This window comes from Methylobacterium sp. Leaf125 (assembly GCF_001423085.1).
Taxonomy (GTDB): domain Bacteria; phylum Pseudomonadota; class Alphaproteobacteria; order Rhizobiales; family Beijerinckiaceae; genus Methylobacterium.
The window spans coordinates 163,070-183,299 of sequence record NZ_LMNU01000001.1 but is presented as its reverse complement, the minus strand read 5'-3'; the positions used below and the strand labels follow the sequence as shown (position 1 = coordinate 183,299).

The 20,230-nt window shown below is 66.8% G+C and carries 15 protein-coding genes and 3 pseudogenes; 6 read left to right on the top strand and 12 right to left on the bottom strand.

Annotation, left to right across the window (positions count from 1 at the left end; all coding sequences use genetic code 11):
- Window positions 1-21: 21 nt before the first annotated feature.
- The 3 genes from ASF58_RS00785 (at window position 22) to ASF58_RS00775 (ending at window position 3,503) form a co-directional block, all read left to right on the top strand.
- Window positions 22-1,368, top strand: a complete 1,347-nt coding sequence (locus ASF58_RS00785; RefSeq protein ID WP_055948505.1) for a sorbosone dehydrogenase family protein — start codon at window positions 22-24, stop codon at window positions 1,366-1,368.
- A gap of 118 nt (window positions 1,369-1,486) precedes the next feature.
- Window positions 1,487-2,482 (top strand): SDR family oxidoreductase, encoded by a 996-nt coding sequence (locus tag ASF58_RS00780; protein ID WP_055946177.1) that lies wholly within the window; start codon window positions 1,487-1,489, stop codon window positions 2,480-2,482.
- A gap of 685 nt (window positions 2,483-3,167) precedes the next feature.
- Window positions 3,168-3,503, top strand: a complete 336-nt coding sequence (locus tag ASF58_RS00775; RefSeq protein WP_156375500.1) for a hypothetical protein — start codon at window positions 3,168-3,170, stop codon at window positions 3,501-3,503.
- Between the two features lie 266 nt (window positions 3,504-3,769).
- On the opposite strand, the gene ASF58_RS00770 is transcribed toward ASF58_RS00775, so the two are convergent.
- The 6 genes from ASF58_RS00770 to ASF58_RS00745 all read right to left on the bottom strand — a co-directional run bounded on the left by ASF58_RS00770 (window position 3,770) and on the right by ASF58_RS00745 (window position 10,709).
- Window positions 3,770-4,501, bottom strand: a complete 732-nt coding sequence (locus tag ASF58_RS00770) for a hypothetical protein (protein WP_055946171.1) — start codon at window positions 4,499-4,501, stop codon at window positions 3,770-3,772.
- Window positions 4,502-5,008: 507 nt separating this feature from the next.
- On the bottom strand, window positions 5,009-5,479 hold the full coding sequence (locus ASF58_RS00765) for a glycosyltransferase (RefSeq protein WP_055946168.1): 471 nt from the start codon (window positions 5,477-5,479) through the stop codon (window positions 5,009-5,011).
- Complete coding sequence (locus ASF58_RS00760) at window positions 5,476-5,919, bottom strand: glucuronosyltransferase (protein WP_244477144.1); 444 nt, start codon at window positions 5,917-5,919, stop codon at window positions 5,476-5,478. The genes ASF58_RS00765 and ASF58_RS00760 overlap by 4 nt, the downstream gene beginning before the upstream one ends.
- 14 nt (window positions 5,920-5,933) lie before the next feature.
- A complete protein-coding gene (locus ASF58_RS00755) occupies window positions 5,934-7,100 on the bottom strand; it encodes a nucleotide sugar dehydrogenase (RefSeq protein WP_055946165.1) in 1,167 nt (388 codons plus the stop codon).
- A 737-nt stretch (window positions 7,101-7,837) separates the two neighbouring features.
- Window positions 7,838-9,337, bottom strand: coding sequence for a CoA-acylating methylmalonate-semialdehyde dehydrogenase (locus ASF58_RS00750; RefSeq protein ID WP_055946162.1), 1,500 nt, complete (start codon window positions 9,335-9,337; stop codon window positions 7,838-7,840).
- Window positions 9,338-9,371: 34 nt separating this feature from the next.
- Window positions 9,372-10,709 carry an aspartate aminotransferase family protein gene (locus tag ASF58_RS00745; RefSeq protein WP_055946159.1) on the bottom strand — a complete coding sequence of 446 codons (1,338 nt, stop codon included), beginning with the start codon at window positions 10,707-10,709 and terminating at the stop codon, window positions 9,372-9,374.
- A gap of 180 nt (window positions 10,710-10,889) precedes the next feature.
- Between ASF58_RS00745 and ASF58_RS00740 the strand changes: the two genes are divergently transcribed.
- From ASF58_RS00740 to ASF58_RS24670, 3 genes are all read left to right on the top strand, one after another.
- On the top strand, window positions 10,890-11,438 hold the full coding sequence (locus ASF58_RS00740; RefSeq protein WP_055948501.1) for a cupin domain-containing protein: 549 nt from the start codon (window positions 10,890-10,892) through the stop codon (window positions 11,436-11,438).
- A 94-nt stretch (window positions 11,439-11,532) separates the two neighbouring features.
- On the top strand, window positions 11,533-12,459 hold the full coding sequence (locus ASF58_RS00735; RefSeq protein ID WP_055946158.1) for a histone deacetylase family protein: 927 nt from the start codon (window positions 11,533-11,535) through the stop codon (window positions 12,457-12,459).
- 70 nt (window positions 12,460-12,529) lie between these two features.
- Window positions 12,530-13,357: an endonuclease/exonuclease/phosphatase family protein gene (locus ASF58_RS24670; RefSeq protein WP_082512754.1), complete on the top strand. Its 828-nt coding sequence runs from the start codon at window positions 12,530-12,532 to the stop codon at window positions 13,355-13,357.
- On the opposite strand, the gene ASF58_RS00725 is transcribed toward ASF58_RS24670, so the two are convergent.
- The 6 genes and pseudogenes from ASF58_RS00725 to ASF58_RS26840 all read right to left on the bottom strand — a co-directional run.
- On the bottom strand, window positions 13,248-14,696 hold the full coding sequence (locus ASF58_RS00725; RefSeq protein ID WP_055946152.1) for a phospholipase D-like domain-containing protein: 1,449 nt from the start codon (window positions 14,694-14,696) through the stop codon (window positions 13,248-13,250). The two genes, ASF58_RS24670 and ASF58_RS00725, sit on opposite strands and share 110 nt — an antisense overlap.
- 332 nt (window positions 14,697-15,028) lie before the next feature.
- A pseudogene (locus ASF58_RS26605) lies at window positions 15,029-15,652 on the bottom strand (calcium-binding protein); the annotation flags it as partial.
- A gap of 1 nt (window position 15,653) precedes the next feature.
- Window positions 15,654-16,031 (bottom strand): calcium-binding protein (locus tag ASF58_RS26600; RefSeq protein ID WP_280137528.1); only part of this gene is annotated, 378 nt, incomplete at its 3' end.
- A gap of 99 nt (window positions 16,032-16,130) precedes the next feature.
- A pseudogene (locus ASF58_RS27410) lies at window positions 16,131-16,618 on the bottom strand (calcium-binding protein); the annotation flags it as partial.
- 19 nt (window positions 16,619-16,637) lie between these two features.
- Window positions 16,638-17,276: pseudogene (locus ASF58_RS26845) on the bottom strand (hypothetical protein); the annotation flags it as partial.
- Between the two features lie 1,972 nt (window positions 17,277-19,248).
- Window positions 19,249-20,145, bottom strand: an 897-nt coding sequence (locus ASF58_RS26840) for a heparin lyase I family protein (protein WP_156375533.1), incomplete at its 3' end; no start/stop codon positions are given.
- Window positions 20,146-20,230 lie beyond the last annotated feature (85 nt).

Sequence of the window (20,230 nt, the reverse complement as noted above, 5' to 3'; positions counted from 1 at the left end):
ATGCCAGCTGACGAGATCATCATGCGGACCCGATCGAAACTCGGCCTCGCGGCCCTGGCCGTCGTTCTCGTCGGCGGCGCGGCCTTCGTGCGCTTCATCGTCTATCCCGAGCAGGCCACGCTCGAGGCCTCGGCCGGACAGGGCGCGAGTCCGACCCTGCCGGCTCCGAATCCGACCCTGATGCCCACCGTGAACATCGCCCGCGTTGCCCGCTGGGAGAATGGCGCCAAGCCGCAGGCCGCGGATGGGCTGCAGGTGGCGGCCTACGCGGATGGTTTCGACCATCCGCGCTGGATGTACCTCCTGCCCAACGGCGACGTGCTGGTGGCCGAGGCCAACAAGCCGCAGACCGACGACCCTTCCACCGGCGTCGCGGACTGGGTGGCCGACAAGGTCAAGAGCCTGGCCGGCGCCGGCGTGAAGAGCCCCGACCGGATCGTCCTGCTGCGGGACGCGAACGGCGACGGGGTCGCCGAGGAGCGCCACGTGCTCCTGAAGGACCTGCACTCGCCCTTCGGCATGGCGCTGGTCGGGTCGGACCTCTACGTCGCCAACGCGGATTCGCTGGTGAAGGTGCCCTACCAGGCGGGCCAGACCGAAATCACCGCGACACCGGAAAAGCTCGTCGACCTGCCGTCCGGCATCAATCACCACTGGACCAAGAACGTCATCGCCAGCCCCGACGGGCAGAAGCTCTACGTGACCGTCGGCTCGAACAGCAATGTCGGCGAGAACGGCCTCGACAAGGAGACCGGCCGCGCGGCGATCTGGGAATACACGATTCGCACCAAGCAGATGCGCGAATACGCCACCGGCCTGCGCAACCCCAACGGCCTCGGTTTCGAGCCGGTGACGGGCAAGCTCTGGACGGCGGTGAACGAGCGCGACGAAATCGGCAGCGACCTCGTGCCCGACTACATCACTTCCGTGCAGGAGGGCGGCTTCTACGGCTGGCCCTACAGCTACTGGGGCAACCACGTCGACGCGCGGGTGGAGCCGCAGAAGCCCGATCTCGTCGCCAAGGCGATCGCGCCGGACTATGCGGTGGGCACCCACACCGCCTCCCTCGGCATCGCGTTCTCGCAGGCGAGCAGCCTGCCGGAGGCCTGGAAGAGCGGCCTGTTCGTCGCGCAGCACGGTTCGTGGAACCGCCGGCCGAAGAGCGGCTACAAGGTGATCTACGTGCCTTTCAAGGACGGTAAGCCCACCGGGCAGCCGGTCGATGCGCTGACCGGCTTCCTCAATGCCGACGAGAAGGCCCAGGGACGTCCCGTCGGCGTCATCCTCGACAAGACCGGCGCCCTGCTGGTCTCGGACGATGTCGGCAAGACGATCTGGCGGGTGAGCGCCTCCACCCGGACCCAGTAGGCACTTCCCCCCCGATCGCCGACCCCGGTCCGCCCCCAATGACGGGCGGCCGGGCTGCGGGTCTCCCAGGGGGCGGCGATCGTCCAGCCTGCCGTCTCGATGAGCAGCGAAAGTCCTGATGACAGAGACCAAGACCGATCCCTCGCGGCGCGCCCTCGTCGGGGGCCTCTCCGCCGGCATGGTGGCCGTCCTGGGAAGTTCTGCGGGCGCCCAGGAGCAGGTCGCGCAGACCGACACCGCTCCGAACCCGGCGCGCAGCTATCCGAAGCCCCCCTTCGAGAAGCAGCAGCAGGCGTGGCCGGGGCTGGCGAGCCGGATGGTGCCGCGCCCGGACCATGGTGAGACCAGCTACAAGGGGTCCGGACGTCTCGCCGGCCGTAAGGCGCTGATCACCGGCGGCGATTCGGGCATCGGCCGAGCCGCGGCCATCGCCTATGCCCGCGAGGGCGCGGACGTGGCCATCAATTACCTGCCGGTCGAGGAGCCGGATGCGGCCGAGGTGGTGGCGCTCATCCGGCAGGCCGGACGCAAGGCGGTGGCGCTGCCGGGCGACCTCCGCGAGGAGGCCTTCTGCCAGCGCCTGGTGGCGGATGCGGCGCGCGAACTCGGTGGCCTCGACATTCTCGTCAACAACGCGGTCTATCAGAAGTCCCAGGTCTCGATCCTCGATATCACCACCGAGCAACTCGACCAGACCTTCCGGACCAATGTGTACGCGATGTTCTGGATCACCAAAGCCGCTCTCGCGCATCTCGGGCCCGGCGCGGCGATCATCAACACGGCCTCGGTCAACGCCTACGAACCTTCCGAGAACCTGCTCGACTACGCCGCCACCAAGGCGGCGATCGTGAATTTCTCGAAGGGTCTCGCCAAGCAACTGGCGGAGAGCGGCATCCGGGTGAATGCGGTCGCGCCGGGGCCCTTCTGGACGCCGCTCCAGGTCTGCGGCGGGCAGCCGCCGGAGAAGCTGCCGAATTTCGGCAAGGACACGCCGATCGGGCGGCCGGGGCAGCCGGCCGAACTCGCGGGCATCTACGTCCTGCTCGCCTCCAACGAGGCAAGCTACTCCACGGGCCAGGTCTTCGGCGCCGTCGGTGGGCGCGGCGGCCCCTGAAGGCAGGAGACGCGCGGCCGGCGGGCTGAACATCCCGCCGCGCCCGCCGGTCGGCGTCGGACCCGGCGCGAGAGGGCCGGCTCGGTGGCTTCGATCCGCGAAGAGGCTGATGAGCCCGAACCCCGCGCGGCAAGTTCGCCGTGCCCCCTTCGACAACGCCTTCATTCCGAACCGGTGATGCCGCTTCGGTGCCGAGGTCGCGCGCCTCGTCTCCGACGCGCGTCGCGTCAGGAGCCTGGGCGCCGAAGACCCTCGCGGCCGCGTCGGCGATGCCCTGGTGGCGGACGGAGACGGCGATGCCCAGAGCACGGGAGCGGCCAGCGCTGGGTGATCGACCGACGCGTCGAGGACGATGCAGAGCCACGCGGCCCTGCCGGCGATGGTCGCTGCCCGAAGCCGGTCGCATTCTGATTGCGACAGGCCTCAGGATGGCCTCTCGGCTCCTGTGATCCGGGTGGATCCTCCGCCGCGAATGGCTCACGAGACACCCGCCCTGGTCTAGGCGCCGATGGGGGCTCCTGGCGGCCCGCGAGGCTCTGCCGTCAGTCAGTGCGCGATGGCCGATGCGTCGTTGCGGTGCCGACGTCCCAGGTGGAAAATGGCTGCGCCACGCGCCTCGTAACGGTGCTTCGTCGGAGGGGGCGGTGCAATCCGAAGAATGCTACGCGAGCACCGGAGGTGCGCTTTGAAAATCACCCGATGCTTGCTGAACGTGGCGATAGGGCTTCTGCTTGGTCTTGTCCCGGCGAGCGCCCAACTCAACATGCGCAAATTCCTCGAAGGGCATTGGGTGGGAGAGGATCTTCAGATCCGGGTCGATCAAGATGCCGTTCAGGCGAACGACAATCCGGACAAGCCCTTCGAATGGAGTCCGTTGGTCATCAAGAACGTGACGGGCGGGATGATCGTGTTTCAGATCGGAGCTCGCCAGTACATCGGCCTGATAGAGGGTCAGCAAATGACGGTCACGATTTCAGGGTCCAGTCGCTCGTACGTCTTGACCAAGGATCCCAAGCCGTGAAGCGGCCAGCACGGTGCGAAGGATGGCCCGTCGTTTGAACGGGCAGCGGGAGCTTGGCGCGAGCCTCCGCACCGCAGCTGCTGCGGCCCTGGCCCGCTTCGGTCTGCAGGTGGTGCGACATGCGCCGGCACCGCCCTTCGATGGCAGGCGGTGCCGCGAAGGGTGCGGCGCCGCGGATGCATGGCCATCGGCTGACGGGGCACTTGGCGCAGCCAGGATGGGATGCTGCGGTATCGCCGCGCGTTGAATGACCGAGACGAGCGTCCCTAACCCACCGCGCCCTCGACGACGTCCGCGAAGCTCGCGGTCAAGCCCTCACAGCCAGGGCACCAGGGGGAGCGGTACAGACCGTAGGCGAAGAAGCATCCGGCGAAGTTGGCGTAGCCGGTCGGGCCGGCATAATCGACGATCAGCTTGTCATCGACCTTCACCTTCAGCAGGGCGTAGGGGCGATCCCGTTTCAAGGGGAGCAGCGCCTTCGGTCCCAGATCGATGTGACGGCCTTGCTCCTGCGACCCTGCTGTCGGGAAGGTGGTCAAATCGACGTAGAACACCTCTTCTCGGGAGTTCCGGGCCCTGGGTTTCATGCCGATCGCGAAGGGTGGATTCCGCCAGCGCTCACCCGGGCTGGGCCGTGAATTGTACTGGCAGATCCCGCACCAATCGTGCGTCATCAGCAGGCCCGGGTGAACGGTGATCGTGAAGCTCGCCCGCATCAATTTGCCCGGAGGCCGAACATCCGCCTTGCTGACGTCGAACACCGCCATTGCCCGGGCCGGTGCGTCCTTCACCCGTCCCGCATACTGGCGCGCCTCACCCGCTGACAGGTCGCCCTTCTGGATGCTGAAGGTTCGAACCCTCCGGCCGTTGAGCACCCTGTCCGTGCACACCCCGCCTGTGATCGGGTGGTCGTGTCGCCAGGCCGGCAACATGAACCGTACAGCGTGTCCATCCTCACTGATGCGCTGGCCGTCGGTGTGCTCGATGATGTCGGTCATGGCGCCTCGCTCTGCGTTGCTGTGAGATCAGGACACCATCGCTGGACTTGCCGTCGGCCCTATCGCTGAGTCGGCGACCGGGTGCCGTGGCTGCCGCCGATTCCGTGGTCGCTCGCCGCGCCTTGGCTGGTCCCCGCGACTCGCCCCCCGCGTGTCCGCTTCGTCCTCATCGAGCCGGGCGTCGGGTGAATAGACGAGCGCGTTTCGTGATGGCGGCATCCTCGCGAGATCGGAAGGCTCCCGGACACCCGGCATAGCCCGACTTATGCGATCCATGTCCCGGTGGCTCAACGCCCAAGTGAGCATCCGGGTGCCATATCCTTGCCGCGCCTCACCTCTGTCGACAGGGTCGACCGGCCGACGTTTTCTTTGACGCGACCGCGGGGAGGGCCATCGAAGACCGATCCCCCACCGTCTCGAACCCCCTCGGAACTCGGGAGCGCCATGGAAACCCGACGTCCGCGCTGCCATCACACGCATCGGGATCAACGCGGAGGGCGCCCGCCGCTAGGCGACCAGGTTCCGCACGAAGCCGACGAGTTGGCCCCGACGCTCCAGCATGTCGTTCGTGACCAGAGCGGGCTCAAGATCCCGGGACAGCAGCGATCGAAGTTCCTCCTCGGTTTCAGCGGCGTGGATGCCGATTCGCGAGCGGAGCTGGGAGACGGTCGCAATCTGGTGATCGTTCCGATGCTCGCCGAGCGCCGCTTTCCGCGGAACGATGATGATGGGCTTGCGATACTTATACGCCTTCAACACCGTGCCCATGCCGGCGTGCGCGACGAGGACGTCGCACTTTTTCACATAGTCATCGAATTCGATTGGCGAGTAGTTGGCTGCCGCCTGAATGTTCCGACACGTGTAAGTTCCCACCCCTGTCTGAGCCATTACCGGCTTTCCAAGGTCCGGAGCGATGTCGTCCATCATCTTGATCAGACGATCGAACGGCAGCTGGGTGCCGACTGTTACGATAATCACAGCAGCTCACCGCGATAGAAGGGGCCCTTCGGCGTGGCCAAGTGTTTCCACTGCGTCAGCCATTCGTGCACGATGTAGCCTGCGATCTTTCCCGACATGGAAAGCTTCTCGACATTGGCGAAGCTGTCGATCCAGATCGTCTTGGCGCCGGTCAGGCGGCCGAGGACAAGGCAGATCAGCCCAGGCGCCGCTCCGGTGGAGATGATGACGTTGGGCCGGACGTTCCGGATGATCTTGATGCACTGCCACACGCAGGTGAGCGTATCGCCGGGACGATTCCGATTGCAGTCCTTGACCACGAATCCCTGGCGATTGGCCTGCTTGAGCAGATCCTGCGTCGTGGTCACAAACACGGCGTCCTTATCGTCGAACGCCTCTGCCACGATCTGCAATTGCTCCCAGTGACCGCCCATCGAGGCGACCGCCAAAACTTTCGTCACGATTTGCGTTCCTCTCAATCGTTGCCAAAGAGATCGCGTGTGTAGACCTTGGCTTCGACATCGACGAGGTCGGACGACAGACGGTTGGCAACGATAATATCTGACATTGCTTTGAACTGGGCCAAGTCATTGACCACAGGCGAGTTGAAGAACGTCTCGTCCGCCATGGCCGGCTCGTAGACGATGACGGAGATACCTTTCGCCTTGATACGTTTCATGACACCCTGGACGGACGAGTCTCGGAAATTATCCGATCCATGTTTCATCGTAAGACGATGGATCCCAACAGTCTTCGGCTTGCGCGCCAGAATATCGCTTGCGATGAAATCCTTGCGGGTCGAGTTCGCGTCGACGATCGCGCGCATCAGGTTTTGCGGGACGTTGGTATAATTGGCCAGCAGTTGCTTGGTGTCTTTCGGGAGGCAGTAGCCGCCGTAGCCGAACGACGGATTGTTGTAGTGGCCGCCGATCCGTGGATCCAGGCTGACCCCACCAATGATCTCGCGTGAATTCAGACCGTGCTGGGCGGCGTACGTATCGAGCTCGTTGAAGAAGGCCACGCGCATGGCAAGATAAGTATTCGAGAAGAGCTTGATTGCCTCGGCTTCGCTCGAATTCGTGAAGAGAACGTCGGCGTCCTTCTTGATCGCACCTTCGCCCAGCAATTCGGCGAATTTCTCCGCGCGCCTAGAATGCTCGCCAATAATGATGCGTGACGGATAGAGGTTGTCATAGAGCGCCCTGCCTTCCCGAAGAAACTCCGGAGAAAACATGATGTTGCTCGTGTTGAAACGTTCGCGGGCCGAGGCCGTGAAGCCAACCGGAACCGTGGACTTGATCACGATTGCGGCGTTCTGGTTGACGGCCAGTACATCGCTGATTGCTGAATCGACGTGCTGGGTGTCGAAGTAGTTGGTCTCTGGATTGTAGTTAGTCGGCGTCGCAATGATCACGTAATCGGCATTATTATAGGCCTCTGTTCGATCGCCAGTTGCTTTCAAGCCTAGGCTGCGATTCGCCAGATAGTCCTCGACCTCGGTGTCCACGATGGGAGAGGTCTTTTGATTCAACATTTCAACCTTGGATGGAACGACATCGAAGGCGACAACATCATTGTGCTGAGCTAGGAGAATGGCATTTGAAATACCGACATATCCAAGACCCGCGACGGCCACCTTCATCAGGCTCACCTTCCAATTCGTTCCAGCAAGCGCGATCAATAGTTTATTGCGCCGCAATACTCAAGCGCGGGGCCTTCGGAGAGCGTCCTGCTCCCCTCTCATCACGCCTTCTCCCGGCAGTCTCGGCATGAGGTATTGCAGGGCGTGAGCAGGCGGACGAGGCACCGCGATCTGTTTCGCGAATGCCTCTTCGCGTACGGAGAGGCGGGTCCGCGCACAACCGCCACGCGGGCCATGCCGCATCCCATTAGCGGGCGATCTGCAGGGTTGGAGGCAGGCCTGATCGCGTGCGCGTTGCGCGTCGAAACAGAATGCTCCGCCTCGTCGCTGAGACGCCTGACGCGCCGCTGCGGTGGGGGCTTTGCCGGCAAATCGCGGACCGAATACCCTGGCTGGTCGGTGGCGCCCTGACGGCGCGAGGCGTGTATGCCCGATGTCAGGAGTTGCACGGGCCGCGTCGCGGCCGATCCCATCCGGCATCGACCGCGAAGCTGAGGCCGGCGCCGCGCCCGTGTCTCCGTATCCGGCGGCTTTGCGCTTGACCGACCGTCCCGGTTAGCCCGGTTCGGAGCTGGCCGGTCCGGATCCCACTGCCGGAGCGCACCGGCACCCGCGCGGCCTCTCCGCCAGGCCTGCACGCTGACGGACGGGGTTCGCGCCGCGCCGTCACCCGGACTGCTTGCAGCGGAGCCGAGGCCTCCCGGCACGTCCGGGGCGGGGCGACGGCTCCCGGCCCACTACTCCATGGTGGGCATGACGAAGTCGGCGCCGGCGCGGATGCCGGTGGGCCAGCGCGTGGTGATGGTCTTCAGGCGCGTGTAGAAGCGCACGCCCTCGGGGCCGTGCATGTGGTGGTCGCCGAACAGCGAGGCCTTCCAGCCGCCGAAGGAGTGGAACGCCATCGGCACCGGGATCGGCACGTTGATGCCCACCATGCCGACCTCGATCCCGTGCGCGAACTCGCGCGCGGCATCCCCGTCCCGGGTGAAGATCGCCGTGCCGTTGCCGAATTCGTGCGCGTTGATCAGGCGTGCGGCCGTGGCGTAGTCCGGAGCCCGGGTGATCGCCAGGACGGGGCCGAAGATCTCCTCCCGGTAGATCGACATCTCTGGGGTCACCCGGTCGAACAGGGTGCCGCCGAGGAAGTAGCCGCCCTCGTAGCCCTGCAGGCTCAGGCCGCGCCCGTCCACGAGGAGCTCCGCGCCCTCGGCCACGCCGGCATCGATGTAGCCGCTGACCTTGTCTCGGTGGACCCGCGTCACGAGGGGGCCCATCTCCGACTCAGGATCGGTGCCGGGCCCGACCTTGAGGGCCCGTACCTTCGGGATCAGCCGGGCCACCAGGGCGTCGGCGGTCTTCTCGCCCACGGGCACGGCCACCGAGATCGCCATGCAGCGTTCGCCGGCGGAGCCGTAGGCCGCGCCCATCAGCGCATCCACCGCCTGGTCCAGGTCGGCGTCCGGCATGACGATCATGTGGTTCTTGGCGCCGCCCAGGCACTGGGCGCGCTTACCCTGGGCGGTGGCGGTGGCATAGATGTATCGGGCGATCGGGGTCGAGCCGACGAAGCTCACCGCCGCGATGTCGGGGTGATGCAGCAGGGCGTCGACCGCCTCCTTGTCGCCGTGGACCACGCTGAAGACGCCGTCGGGCAGACCCGCCTCCTTGAGCCAGGCTGCCACCAGCAGGGCGGGCGAGGGGTCGCGCTCGGAGGGCTTCAGCACGAAGCAGTTGCCGCAGGCCAGCGCCACCGGGAACATCCACATCGGCACCATGACGGGGAAGTTGAACGGCGTGATGCCCGCCACCACGCCGAGGGGCTGGCGCAGGGAATGGCTGTCGACGCGGGTGCCGACGTTCTCGGTGACCTCGCCCTTGAGGAGCTGCGGGATGCCGGTGGCGAACTCCACCACCTCCAGCCCGCGCTGGATCTCGCCGCGGGCGTCGGACAGCACCTTGCCGTGCTCGGCGGTGATGAGGGCGGCGAGCTCGTCGGTGCGGTCCTCCGCGATGCGCAGGAAGGCGTTGAGGATGCGGGCGCGGCGCAAGGGAGGCGTCAGCGCCCAGTCACGGGCGACCGCCTTGGCGGCGGCCACCGCCGTGTCGACGTCCGCCGGGCTGGCCAGCGCGACCCGGCCGGTCTCCTCGCCGGTGGCCGGGTTGAAGACGGGGGCGGAGCGCGTCGCCGTGCCGGCGGCAAGCCGGCCGCCGATGAAGTGATGAATCGCGGTGGGCATCGGGGATCCTGACGGACAGAGAGGCGAGAAGCGTTCAGGCGGCGCGGGCGATGGCGTCGCCGAGGATCGACGCCATGGTGTCGATCTGGTCGCGCTCGACGATGAGCGGCGGCGACAGGGCGACGATGTCGCCGGTGACGCGCACGAGCAGGCCGCGTTCGAAGCAATCGACGAAGACGTCGTAGGCCCGTGCGCCGGGCGCGCCGGGTCGCGGCGCCAGCTCGATGCCGGCGACGAGGCCGATGGTGCGGATGTCGATGACGTGCGCCGCGCCGCGCAGGTCGTGCATGGCGCCGGCCCAGTCCTCGGCAAGCTCCGCTCCGCGGGTGAGCAGGCCCTCCTGGGCGTAGATGTCGAGGGTGGCGAGGCCCGCCGCGCAGGCCACCGGGTGACCCGAATAGGTGTAGCCGTGGAACAGCTCGATCACCGCCTCGGGGCCGTGCATGAGCGCGTCGTGAATGCGGCGCGCGCAGAAGACCGCGCCCATCGGCAGGGTGCCGTTGGTGAGGCCCTTGGCGGTGGTGACGAGATCGGGGACCACGCCGAAATAATCGGTGGCGAAGGGGGTGCCGAGGCGGCCGAACCCGGTGATGACCTCGTCGAAGATCAGCAGGATGCCGTGCCGGTCGCAGATCGCGCGCAGGCGCTCGAGGTAGCCCGTCGGGGGCAGCAGGACGCCGGTGGAGCCGGCCACCGGCTCGACGATGCAGGCCGCGATGGTCTCGGCCCCGTGAAGGGCGACGAGGCGCTCGAGGTCGTCGGCGAGCTCGGCCCCGTGCGCGGGCAGGCCCTTCGAGAAGGCGTTGCGCTCGGGGTCATGCGTGTGGCGCAGATGGTCGACGCCCGGCAGCAGCGGGAAGACGCGGCGGTTGTTGACGAGACCGCCCACCGAGATGCCGCCGAAGCCGACGCCGTGATAGCCGCGCTCGCGCCCGATCAGCTTGGTGCGCGTGCCCTGGCCGATGGCGCGCTGATAGGCGAGCGCGATCTTCAGGGCGGTGTCCACGGATTCGGAGCCGGAGCCGGTGAAGAACACCCGGTCGAGGCCGGCCTCCGGGCCGCCCGGCGCGATGGCCGCGAGGCGCTCGGCAAAGTCGAACGCCGCCGGATGGCCCATCTGGAACGAGGGCGCGAAGTCGAGGGTGGTGAGCTGGCGCTCGACCGCCGAGGCGATGCCCTGGCGCCCATGCCCGGCATTCACGCACCAGAGGCCGGCGGTGCCGTCGAGGACGCTGCGCCCGTCCGTGGCCGTGTAGTGCATGCCCTTGGCCGAGGCGAGCAGGCGGGGCGCCGCCTTGAACTGCCGGTTGGCCGTGAACGGCATCCAGTAGGCGTCGAGCCCGGGGGCATTGGCGGCGTGGTGGTGATCCATGGCGATCCTCCCGTGGGGACGTCTATGGACCCGGAGGAGGCGCTGATTGCGTGGAACGAACAAGTCCTTTTCTTCTCCGCGCGATCTCCTTGAAAAGATGGGACCTCCGGGGGCAATGTCGGTGAATCCTGAACATCCCTAACAGGGCGGTCCGCCCGAGGGGCGACTCCAGGGGGTATGATGAGCGTCGATCTCGGTGCGCGCCTGCGCACCATCCGCACCCTGCACGGCCTGTCGCAGCGCGCGCTCGCCAAGCGCACCGGCGTGCCGAACTCGACGATCTCGCTCATCGAATCGAACGGCGTGAACCCCTCGGTCGGCGCCCTCAAGCGCATCCTCGACGGCATTCCCATCGGCCTGTCCGAGTTCTTCGCCGTGGAGCCGGAGCGTCCGCGCAAGGCGTTCTACCGGGCCGATGAACTCACCGAGATCGGCAAGGGACCGATCTCCTACCGGCAGGTGGGCGACAACCTGTTCGGCCGCGGCCTGCAGCTGTTGAAGGAGCGCTACGAGCCCGGTGCCGATACCGGCCGGGTGCTCCTGGTCCACGAAGGCGAGGAGGGCGGCATCGTCCTGTCGGGCCGCCTGGAGGTGACGGTGGATGCCGAGCGCCGCATCCTCGGTCCGGGCGACGCCTATTCCTTCGAGAGCCGCCGCCCGCATCGCTTCCGCTGCGTCGGCCCCGTCGCCTGCGAAGTCGTCAGCGCCTGCACGCCGCCGACCTTCTGAGACGCGGCCCCCGCGCGCCCCTCCTGCGTCACGGTGCTGGCCTCCCGCGGCTCATCTGGTATACCACGCTGAGACGCAGGCCCGGGAGCGCCGCATGACCATCCTCTTCAGCCACGACGCCGCCCTCGGGCACCGGACGCCGCACGGACATCCGGAACGGCCGGAGCGGATGCAGGCCGTCAAGGAAGCATTGGGAACGGAGGCCTTCGCGACCCTCGACCGCCGGGCCCCGGAGCCCGCGAGCCTGGAGACCGTGGCGCTGGCGCATCCGGAGGAGTGGGTGCGGGCGATGGTGGCGGCGGCACCCACCGAGGGCTTGGTCCACGTGGATTCCGACACGGTGCTGTCGCCCGGCACCATCGACTGCGTGCTGCGCGGCGTCGGGGCCGCGGTCCAGGGGGTCGACGCCGTGATGACGGGGCAGGCCCGGAACGCCTTCTCGGCCATGCGGCCGCCGGGGCACCATGCCGAGCGGACCCGCGCCATGGGCTTCTGCCTGTTCAACAATGCGGCGGTGGCCGCCCGCCATGCCCGGACGGTGCACGGCGTCGACCGCGTCGCCATCGTCGACTGGGACGTGCACCACGGCAACGGCAGCCAGGACATCTTCTGGGCCGATCCCTCGGTGCTGTTCTGCTCGACCCACCAGATGCCGCTCTATCCCGGCACCGGCGCGGTCTCGGAATCCGGCGATCACGACACGATCGTCAACGCGCCCCTGAAGCCCGGCGCCGATGGAGAGCGCTTTCGCGAAGCCTTCACCGCGCGCATCCTGCCGCGCCTGAAGGATTTCCGGCCCGACCTGATCATCATCTCGGCAGGCTTCGATGCCCATTGGCGCGATCCCCTGGCCAACCTGATGCTGGAGGCGGAGGACTTCGCCTGGGCCACGCGCCAGGTGATGGAGATCGCGGGGCAGGCCTGCGACGGGCGCATCGTCTCCCTGCTCGAGGGCGGCTACGACCTGAAGGGTCTCGCCGAATCCACGGCGGCGCACGTCGCCGTGCTCATGGAGTCGTGAGGCGCGAAAGCCCATGCCCGCGTCCCGGCCCGGTCTTTCCGCCGGGCGTGCCTGACCCACCTATGTGACGATGCTGAACGATCGCCGCCTCGCGCGCCTGACTGCCCGTGCCCTCCAGAACTCCCATGGGCGCCCGGGCCAAGACCGGCCCGGACTTCGCAAGATCGTCAGCTGGAATCTCCTGCGACGGGTCGGGGCGAATGTCGCCGGCATCGCGGCGCTGATCGAGCGCGAACAGCCCGACCTCGTGCTGATGCAGGAGGCGACCAAGGATATCGAGGCCCTGCAGGCCAAGGTCGGCGGCCACTACGCCTGGGCACAGATGCCCGGACGCATTCACGGCCTCGCGGTCTGGAGCCCGACGCCCTTCGCCACGCCCCCGAAGGCCATCGAGCTTCCCGCCGGCGCGATGTTCGACCGGGTGAGCCAGGTGATCGATCTCGGCGAATTCGGCGTCGCCAATGTCCATCTCTCGCACGGCCAGATGCTCAACCGGCGGCAACTGCGCTGCATCGAGCAGAGCCTGCCGGACCGGGCTGCCGTCATTGGGGACTACAACCTGGTGGGGCCGACGCTCCTGCCCGGGTTCCGCGACGTCGGTCCGCGCCTGCCGACCCACGCCATGGCGCGGGTGGTGCCCCTGCGGCTCGACCGCTGCCTCGTGCGCGGATTGACCTGCCACGGGCGCAGCGTGCTGCCGCGCGGCGCCTCGGATCACCGGCCGATCATCGTGCACCTGGCTCCCACCCACGAGACCGTCCTGAAGGACACGGCGGCGCCGGAGCGCATCAAAGGTATGGCAGGAGTAATCGGACGCCTGCGTCGCGCAGCCGGACGGGGAGACCGCGCCGGGACAGGTGTTCGCGCGTCAGCCGGACGCTCATCTTCTCCTTCATGAACGCATCGAGGTGCCGGGCGAGCCCGGGATCATAGACCTCGACGTTCAGCTCGAAGTTCAGGCGGAAGCTGCGGGTGTCCCAGTTGGCGCTGCCGATGAAGCACCAGGCATCGTCGATCACGAGGAGCTTGGCGTGATCGAAGGGCGGGTCGTCGAGCCAGATCCGGACATCGCTGCGGAGGAGCGGATCCACGTGGGCCCGGGTCGCCCAGTCGACCACCGCGTGGTCGCTGTCCATCGGGATGATGACGTCCACCGTCAGGCCGCGCAGGGCTGCCAGCGACAGGGCGCTCACCAGCACCTCGCTCGGCAGGAAGTAGGGCGTCATCAGGCGGATGCTGGTCCGGGCGCAGGTGATCGCCTCGAGCACCACGAGTTCGATCTTGCGCAGGTCCGCGTCCGGACCGGAAGAGACGACGCGGGCCTGCGTCTCGCCGCGCGGGGCGAGGGGCGGAAACCAAGCGGGGCCTTCCAGCTCCTGGTCCATCACGAAGGCCCAGTCGCTGGCGAAGGCCGCGGTCAACTGGATCACGACCGGCCCCTCGATGCGGAAATGAACGTCGCGCACCGGGTCCGGCGGATGGGACGCCACCCGGTTCTCGTCGGCGATGTTGATGCCGCCCGTGAAAGCGAGTGTCCCGTCGAGGATGAGCAGCTTCTTGTGGGTGCGCAGGTTCAGGAACGGCATCCGCCAGGGCAGGACCGAATGCATGAAGCGGCCGACCGGCACGCCCCGGCGGCGCAGGCCGCCATAGACCGAAGCGAAGAAGTAGCCGCTGCCGATGCCGTCCACGAGAACCCGGACGGCGACGCCCCGGTGATGGGCATCCTCCAGCGCGTCGAGGAAGGCTCGGCCGATCTCATCCTTGCGGAAGATGTAGCTCGACAGGGCGATGGAGTGCCGGGCCTCACGAATGGCGGTCAGCATCGCCGGATAGACCGCATCGCCGTTGCGCAGCGGCACGATCCGGTTGCCCGCCTCCAGGGGAAGGCTGGTGATGCGTCGGACCGCCTGGTCGAGGGGCTGGAATCGCTCCGGCAGGACGGGCGGCGGCGGCGGCGCGCCATCCGCGCGCCGTGGGCTGGCCTGAGAGGGCTTGATGCGGAGCTTCTGCGCCCGTCGAGTGACCCGGTTGACCCCGAACAGGGCGTAGAGCGCGCTGCCAAACAGGGGCGCCAGCCAGACTAGGCCAATCCAGCCGATGGCCGCCCCGACCTCCCGCTTGCGCAGAAGGACGTGGATGCTGACGAGGCCCGAGAGAGTGGCCCCGAGGACCCAGAAAACCTCGGTCCGGATCGACGTGAGGGCGCCGATCCATGAGAGCAATGCCTGTTCCAACGCCGCTCCCGCTTCGCGCTTCCCGGGGGGCATACGCCAAGGTCGGCCGGAGCACCACGTTTGCGTCGCGTTCGCGTGCGTCGCCGGGAACGCGGCACGCGGAGCGACCGACGCACGGGTGGGGCGGTCCAACCCGGCCTCGCGCCAGGTCGGCCAAGCGCGCGCATCCTCAGACCATATGCGCGGTCAAGCGGGCTCGTCCGACGACCTGACAGGCCGGGCCACCGGACACGTCCGGTCAGACCCTTCGCCTCCTCGAGAAACGTGATCCCGCACTTATCGACCTTGTGGCTCTCCTCCCCAAGGGCACACAAGGTCGGGTTGCGAGGTCCTCAGGCGAACAGCACGACGTCGTTGTGTCCCGGGCCGGTGAGAAGGTCGAGGTTGGTCACGCCCACGAGCTGGAACGTCTCGCTCGCGCCGCCATGGGCCGCATCCGCCTTGATCGTGTAGAGGTCCGTCCCGGCGGTATGGCTCAGCGTGGCGCCCGAGCCGAAGCCGTAGAACTCCAGATGGTCACCCGCCGCCGCACCCACGCCGGTAAAGTCCATGACCTTGTCGCCGTTGGTCTCGCCCGCGCGGAACACGAAGGTGTCCGCACCGCCCCCGCCGATGAGCACGTCCTTGCCGCCGCTGCCGTCGAGGACGTTGGCCGCGCTGTTGCCGATCAGGATGTTGGACTGGAAGTTGCCCGTGCCGTTGATGGCCTCCCGACCCGTCAGCGTCAGGTTCTCCAGGTTGGCCTGCAGCTTGAACGTCACCGAGGCAAGGACGGTATCGGTGCCTTCATTGGCCAGCTCGATCACCCGCTCGGTCGGGCTGTCGACGATGTAGGTGTCGTCGCCCGTGCCGCCATAGAGCGTGTCGTTGCCCGTGCCGCCGTCGAGCGTGTCGTTGCCCGCCCCGCCGGAGAGGGTGTCGTTGCCGGCGCCACCGAAGAGATGATTGTCGCCCGTNGAGCGTGTCGTTGCCCGTGCCGCCGTCGAGCGTGTCGTTGCCCGCCCCGCCGGAGAGGGTGTCGTTGCCGGCGCCACCGAAGAGATGATTGTCGCCCGTGTTGCCGGTCAGCACGTTGGCCAGGGCGTTGCCGGTGCCGTCGATGCTGGACGTGCCGGTCAGCGTCAGGTTCTCGACGCCGCCGTCCAGGGTGTACGAGATCGAGGCCTCGACCGTGTCGGTGCCCTGATTGGCCAGTTCGATGACCGTATCGCCGGCATTGTCCACGACATAGGTGTCGTTGCCGGTGCCGCCCGCCATGATGTCGGCGCCGAGGCCGCCGTCGAGGCGGTCGTTGCCGGCATTGCCGTAGAGCTGGTTGTTGCCCGTGTTGCCGATGAGGACGTTGTCGAGGTCGTTGCCGCTGCCCTTGAGGTCGGCCGTGCCGGTCAGGGTCAGGTTCTCGAGGTTGGCCCCGAGATCGTAGCTGATCGCGGNGGACGGGACGCATGCCCGGTGTTGCCGACGAGGACGTTGTCGAGGTCGTTGCCGCTGCCCTTGAGGTCGGCCGTGCCGGTCAGGGTCAGGTTCTCGAGGTTGGCCCCGAGATCGTAGCTGATCGCGGAGAGCACGGTGTCGATGCCYTCCYTGGCGGCCTCGACGACCACGTCGCCGCGCGCGTTGACGACGTAGGTGTCGTCGCCSGTGCCRCCGACCATGGTGTCGTTGCCGACGCCGCCGTCGAGCGTGTCGTTGCCGCCGAGACCGACCAGCCGGTCGTCGCCRGCGCCGCCCGACAGGGTGTTGGCGGCGTCATTGCCGGTGAGGATGTTGGCCAGGGTGTTGCCGGTGCCGTTGATGGCGTCGGTGCCGGTGAGCGTCAGGTTCTCGACGTTGGCGGTGAGCGCGTAGGCGATCGAGGCGAGGACGGTGTCGCTGCCCTGGTTGGTGTACTCGATGACGGCGTCGCCGGCATTGTCGACCACGAAGGTGTCGTTGCCGAANCGCGTAGGCGATCGAGGCGAGGACGGTGTCGCTGCCCTGGTTGGTGTACTCGATGACGGCGTCGCCGGCATTGTCGACCACGAAGGTGTCGTTGCCGAACCCGCCGTACATCCGGTCGGCTCCGGCGCCGCCATTCAGCGTGTCGTTGCCAAGTCCGCCCACCAGGGTGTCGTTCTTCAGGCCGGTGGTGAGGCTGTTCCCGGCATCCGAGGCGTAGACGAAGGCGGCACGCGCGTGATCGAGCTTGTCCGAGAGGTCGAGCGCGCCCCGGTCGGAGACCGTCAGGGTGACGGTGTCGCCGAAATGCGCCGCATCGTCGTGGGTGACGATATGCTCATAGGCCGCGAACTGCGCGACGGTCTTGGTTGCACCGAGATCGAGCGTTTCCAACTTGATCGCGTCTGTGGGCTTCCCGAACTTATCGTAGAGCTTCACGATTTCCTGATCGCCCGCTCCGGATCGCACCTGGAAAGTGTAATCGCCCTCGAGGGCACCGAGCGCGGAACCGTAGCGTGCGATGTAGTCCTTGAGGGACCCCGCCGGAACAGTCAGGACGTGACTGTCGGTGAGCCATACGCCGGCGAGGCCCGCAGTGGCATTGACCGACCCGATCTGCTTCACGAAGTCTGCGGCGGTCATCACGAAGGCCACCACCGAAGCGGAGTCCTTGCTCAAGTGGCCCGCATCGCTGATGGACGAGGCGCTCAGCACGTGCCGACCCACCCCGAGGTTCGAGGCGACGAAGCTGTAGGTTCCGTCCTCCCGAGCCGTCGTCGTCCCGATCAGGTTGCCGTTGTCGTAGATCATGACGGCCGAGCCCGCGAGCGCCTCGCCCTTCAGCGCTGCAGAGAGCGCGCCGTCGACCATCTTCGTCTCGGCCGTCGGCGCGATCGCCGCCAGGCTGCGAAGGAGCGGCGCCGTGCCTGTTCCATGAACCATGGCGAGCGTCGGCGCAGCCTCGACCCCCTCGAGCGCAGACGCGAACTTGGTATCGACCCACTTGTCGGCCACGTATTCGAGCTTGGTCTGCTTGCCCGAAGCATCGTACCAGCGGTGGATGCTGCCGTAGGCCTTCCCCGAGACGTTGAAGTCCCACGACTCTTTCGTGCCGTCAGCACGGGTGATCACCTCACGGGTCAGAACTTCGGAGACGTACGTCTTCACGTCCGTCGACTTGTCGGTGAGCACGATCCGCTCGGAGGAGACCTGATGGTTGGCGTCGTAGGTGCGGCTGCGCGTCGAACCGTCCGTCGCGAGCCAGGTGACCGCATCGAGCGATCCATCCATCCGGGTCTTGAACTCCGTCAGGAGCTGGTTCGAGGCCGAGAAATTCTGATGCAGGGTGACGTAGGACTGGCCGGTGACCTGATAGAGGAAGGACTCCTTCGCTACCGGTCCACCGGTGGTGTGTGTGATGACTTCGCTCGTGAGGACGCCGTTCTTGTAGCTCTCGATGCGATTGGACTTGTCGCTATACGTCGTCACTTTCGAAGTGACGGTGCTGCTCGCATCGTAGTTGGTCACGATGGTGACGCCGTCACTCGTGAGCTGCGTGGCGGACTTGAGCTTGCCGACGGCATCATAGACCTTCGTCACCGTACCGCTGGCATCGATCTTCGATGAGTAATCCAGCGTGCCATCCGCATGGCTTCGCGTCGCGAGAACGACGTTGCCAGTCTTGTCGTAGGCTTGGTAGCTCGTGGTGTAGCTCTTGCCCGTGATGCCGTACTGATAGATTTCCTTCGCGTAGGTGGCGTTGCTTGTTGCGTCGACGATAGTCTCGCGAACGAGCACGCCATCCTTGGTCGTCGCGGTGTAGGTGTTGATCAGGCTGCCGTTCGCATCGTAGCGGGACAAGGTTCGGTTGTCCGCCGTACCGCTCCAGAACTGGAACTGATAGCCGCCGGAAATCTTCGACAGGACGTCCTGATCGATCGCAATGATGCTCTGCATCTGCGCCAGCGAGGCGACGGTGAAGACGTGATTGTCGGTCAGATACACCGCTGCGACGCCTGATTTCGCCGCGATCAGATCGATGCGCGCGAGAATATCCGTTGAATTCCCGATTTCGACGACCGTTTCCGCCGACACCTTGCTCAGGTGACCCTTGGCGTCGACGGTGGCGGCGGTGAAGACGTTGGTCCCAGGTGCGACACCCGACATCGTGATGGTGTAGTGGCCATCGGCGCCGCTGACGCCCTGCGCGACGAGCTGAGAACCATCGTAGATCTTGACGATCGCACCGGCCGCCGCGTCTCCCTTGAAGGTGGCGCCGACGGTCCCGTCCTTGGCCACGGCGCCGGTGACGAGGGCGAGGGTCGGCGCCGCCGCCGCCGCGACATAGGCCGCGCCCGCNCCCTTGAAGGTGGCGCCGACGGTCCCGTCCTTGGCCACGGCGCCGGTGACGAGGGCGAGGGTCGGCGCCGCCGCCGCCGCGACATAGGCCGCGCCCGCCTTGGGCATGTCGACCATGTCGCCGATGTTGATCTGCAGGTCGGAATAGGTGGCGGCGATCGTCTCGGCGGCGGGCGAGCGGTAGATGCCCTCCTTCCAGTAGACGCCCTTGGTGTCGGCGTAGCCCATCGGGCCGGTGTAGTCGGCGATGACCTGNGATCGTCTCGGCGGCGGGCGAGCGGTAGATGCCCTCCTTCCAGTAGACGCCCTTGGTGTCGGCGTAGCCCATCGGGCCGGTGTAGTCGGCGATGACCTGACCGTCGCGCACGACCACGAGACGGCCGTTGCCGGTGGCGTCGAACACCGCCTTGATGTCCATGTCGTAGGTGTGGCCGCGCTGGATGTCCTGGGTGTCGAGGAAGACCTTCTTCTCGACGATCGTCCCGCTGGCATCGCGATAGCGCACCATCACGGCCATCTTCTCGCCGAACATGTTGATCGACATGCCGGGAGGCGCGCCGGCCTGGCCGTCGGTGGCATCCTGGATCAGCTGGCCGAAGGCGAGCCAGCCCTTGGCGGTGTTCGCCGCGCCGGGCTCCAGCCCGCGAGAAGCTGGAGCAGCTCCGCGCCCTCGAGGCCGGGATGCGCGGGCAGATCCAGGGCTTCTTCGACATTCCGACCGACAACCTGTTCGCCGCCCCCGTGATCCGACCATGTTGATCGACATGCCGGGAGGCGCGCCGGCCTGGCCGTCGGTGGCATCCTGGATCAGCTGGCCGAAGGCGAGCCAGCCCTTGGCGGTGTTCGCCGCGCCGGGCTCCAGGGTGAACTTGTAGGAGATCTCGGCCGGAACGCCCTGCTTGATCAGCTCAGTACTCGAGACTTCCGAACGCTCGGATCGCGTGACCTTGTCGTACCAGTTGTTGTCGCCGGCCCGAACTTCGAAACGCAGCGTGTTGTTGTCCGGGGAGGTCAGGGCATAGCTGGCGGACGAATCGTATGTGTAGCCGGAGCCGGCATTGAGCACATTGTAGACGTCATTGCCGAGTCCGAGCAGATAATAGATCGGGCTGGCGGGTTTCCAGTCTTTCGGATCGACGACAACGGCACCCATGGTATTCTCGCGCTTTGAACTTTGATGCCCAAGGCGTAACAGTCCGATTCGTACATCCGATGAGTCTTATCGAGAGAAGGTGGTC